At 39.5% G+C, this 2,668-nt stretch carries 1 protein-coding gene; it reads right to left on the bottom strand.

Annotated features, from left to right (window positions below):
• Positions 1 to 104: 104 nt before the first annotated feature.
• Positions 105 to 914, bottom strand: coding sequence for a ParA family protein (locus tag FE296_RS00385; protein WP_150363986.1), 810 nt, complete (start codon positions 912 to 914; stop codon positions 105 to 107).
• Positions 915 to 2,668 lie beyond the last annotated feature (1,754 nt).

The following is a 2,668-nucleotide window of genomic DNA, read 5'->3' as shown; positions in this document are numbered from 1 at the left end:
TTCCTAATGGTGGTTCCACGTCATTGTTCACTTTTGAGGTTCCTGATTGTGGTTCCACGTTATTGTTCACTTTCAAGATTCCTAATTGTGGTTCAAAACCAATATTAGCCAATTTGCGTTCTTTTCTCGCCATGTTCTAACACCTCCGTCATGAGTTTAAAATACGCCGCCACAATATGATTATCAGAATCAGACAACACAGCAGGCTTTCCTTCATAGGCTGTGGAAGCTGCGAAGCGAATGGAACGAGGGATAATCGTTTCATATAGGTGGTATCCATTCTCATGACAATATTTCCGGGCCTGTGCCAGCATTTCCGAATGTAGAACGGTACGAGAATCAACCATCATCCCAACCATACCATCAATCTGAAGTGCAGAATTCTGTTTTTCCTTAAAATCATTGATGGCTTCCAACACCCGAACGATACCGGCTACTGCAAAAGTTTCTGGTGCAAAGGGAACAATTACCCGATCCGCTGCGACAAGCACATTCCCCGCCACTAACCCCATAGCAGGAGGTGTATCAATGAATATGTAATCGTATTGAGCCCGAATACGTTCCAAAGGCTCCTGTAGCAAATTAAACGGGCGCTTATAGCGATCCTGATTGGTTAATACATCAAAGTCCAAAAAATCCATATCTACGTTCGATGGTACAAGGTCGAGTCGATCCATCAAGTTAATTCTCACAGCTTCAATAGATTCGCCCCCGGCCATTACCTCATAGATAGTATTCTCAAAGCTTTTAGGCGTTTTTCCGAATGCTAAAGCGGCATTTCCCTGAGCATCTGTATCCACAATCAGCACTCGTGCCTTGGGCTTTTTCAAGACAATAGCTGCAGCCAGGTTCGTAACAAAGCTAGTCTTACCAACGCCCCCTTTATTTGCAGATATAGCGTAGACTATTCCCATTACATTCAACTCCTTTATATGGTTCATAAAATTTGTTCCAAATCATTAAACCATGTTATGGTTCCATAAAATGTTCAGTAAATTTAAAATACCATAGTTTTTATGTTTCGCATAGAAAAGAAAAGCTGATTCCTTCTTCAGTAGCTCGCAAGTAGCTGCTCAGCGGCAGCTTCCTTCAGATTCCACCTGGAGGCAGAGCCCTTGGCTAACAGTTCCTACTGGCAAACCTATAGCGGACATAGACCGCCAAGATATCGCCCATGCCGACGCACAAAAAAAATCTCCCTGGCATTTGCCCGGAAAATTATTTTTTAGATTCTGAAGACCCATTCATAATTATTCTGATAGCGCCAGCTGGCCGCTTGGGGATTTTACTTTGTGGAGCTGCTCCCTTGCGTAAAGTATCTATAGTGCTCTAAAGATTCCGGATCTCGGCCATTAGTATGAGTAATACGACATTTTATCGTCGAGTTAGTGAGTATGAAGAAAATCTTAATGCTAACTAAAAAATCGGAACATATCTGAGATTAAATGCGAAATACTTAGTAATATGGAGAAATTCAGAGAAAAACTGCGGTTTTTATGGGTAAATGAGGATAATTAAAAAAGGGGTAAAGTAAATAAGGTATTATAATTGTTGTACAAGCTACAGGTAAGACCTTCCTTTTCATAGGAAAGGAGGGATGTTGGATGGATGATGTTATTAAACTCGGTGGATTACTGTTTCAATTCGGAGCATTTCTTATTGCATCATTAGGCTTTATTCTTCAACTTATAATTCATATGAAAAAGTCGAAATGACCCTGTTTGATTGTCTAGGTCAGAGGGTCATTAAGGGAAGAAGCCTGTAGTTTTGTATAAAAAAGTGCTGATTGTGCGCCAACACAGTCAGTACTTTTTTTAGTTCTTAAAAATAACTATAAAAGATATAAAATAACTAATAGCGATATTTTTAAAACATCATACGAACATTTTTGTACATCATTTGTATATCAATTGTATTACAAAGTACAACAAAAGGAAACCAGTTATCCATAATTCTTGAAATGTATAACTCAAAATTGTGTAAAATTGTTCAAATAGTGCAAGGAAAAAGGTATGCCGAGCTTTTTGATAAAGAATCAGGCTATGATTATAAATCTTTTAACTTTCTCCCCCTCCCTATACACCTCATCCACCTCTGTAAATCTAAAAATCACACACCACACTAACTTAGAATCCCCCCCATTATTACTGACGCTACGGACGAATTCAGTTATCGCTTATCGTTCGGATTTTCAAAACTTCTATACGTTGGCCATTTTTTTAATGTTCGACTTTATAGCCAAACAAAGACAACTGCAGGAGCTGATCCCAGATCTATTTTGAAACAAATCACGAACAATCATTTTGGAGAAAACGTCATCGGTTTCTCATTACTTTGCTGGACTTGTTCAATGATGCCATTGAGCATATTATCAGTTATTTTTGCCGGATAGTGACCGGCTCTATCGTGTAGAATGTTTTCAATAATCCACGCTTTCCGAGTCCAATAGCGATAATTCCGCGCACCTTCATCTTGTGCAGACTTAAAAGATGATTCGCCTGGTTGTAAGGCTGCTCCTTTATTAACCACTCTCAGCAGACATGTGCGTATTGCGGAAGCACAGTTGAACCAGTCGGAAACGGGATGTTTTGCTCGTTTTGTGATATGGAAGTCTACCAGGACGATATACAAAATAACGGAATGAGAAGACCGGTACGAGTTGATGAGA

The organism is Paenibacillus sp. UASWS1643 (assembly GCF_008693195.1).
Lineage (GTDB): Bacteria > Bacillota > Bacilli > Paenibacillales > Paenibacillaceae > Paenibacillus > Paenibacillus amylolyticus_B.
This window is presented reverse-complemented; position numbering and strand designations above follow the sequence as displayed.